The sequence below is a fragment of the Citrobacter sp. VF227 genome (assembly GCF_052950715.1).
This window is the reverse complement of record NZ_JBRFVF010000379.1, coordinates 1-472: the sequence shown is the minus strand read 5'-3', so window position 1 is coordinate 472 and position 472 is coordinate 1. Positions and strand designations below refer to the sequence as shown.

Sequence of the window (472 nt, the reverse complement as noted above, 5' to 3'; positions counted from 1 at the left end):
CCTTTTTCTGCGCTGGCTGACTATGTCGCCGAACGCGGACTGACCGGTAAGATCGACGGGATTCTTCTCGATCTTGGGGTTTCTTCTCCGCAGCTTGATGATGCGGAACGCGGATTCCCATTTATGCGTTACGGTCCATTAGATATGCGTATGGACACAACACGTGGTCAGTCAGCAGCTGAATGGCTGCAAACCGCCGATGAAGCAGACATTGCCTGGGTGATTAAAACCTTTGGCGAAGAGCGCTTCGTCAAACGCATTGCTCGCGCCATCGTAGAGCGCAATCGCATCGAACCGATGACCCGCACCAAAGAGCTGGCGGAAGTGATTGCGTCGTCAATTCCGGTGAACGACAAATTCAAACATTCCGCGACCCGTACCTTCCAGTCGGTTTGCATTTGGGTGAACAGTGAACTGGAGTAGATATAGCAGGCGTTAAAAAGCTCGCTCAGCGTGCTGGCACCAGGCGGTC

1 pseudogene is annotated in these 472 nt (G+C 53.4%); it reads left to right on the top strand.

Annotation, left to right across the window (positions count from 1 at the left end):
* Window positions 1-472 (top strand): annotated as a pseudogene (rsmH, locus tag ACU8YC_RS26855) (16S rRNA (cytosine(1402)-N(4))-methyltransferase RsmH); the annotation flags it as partial.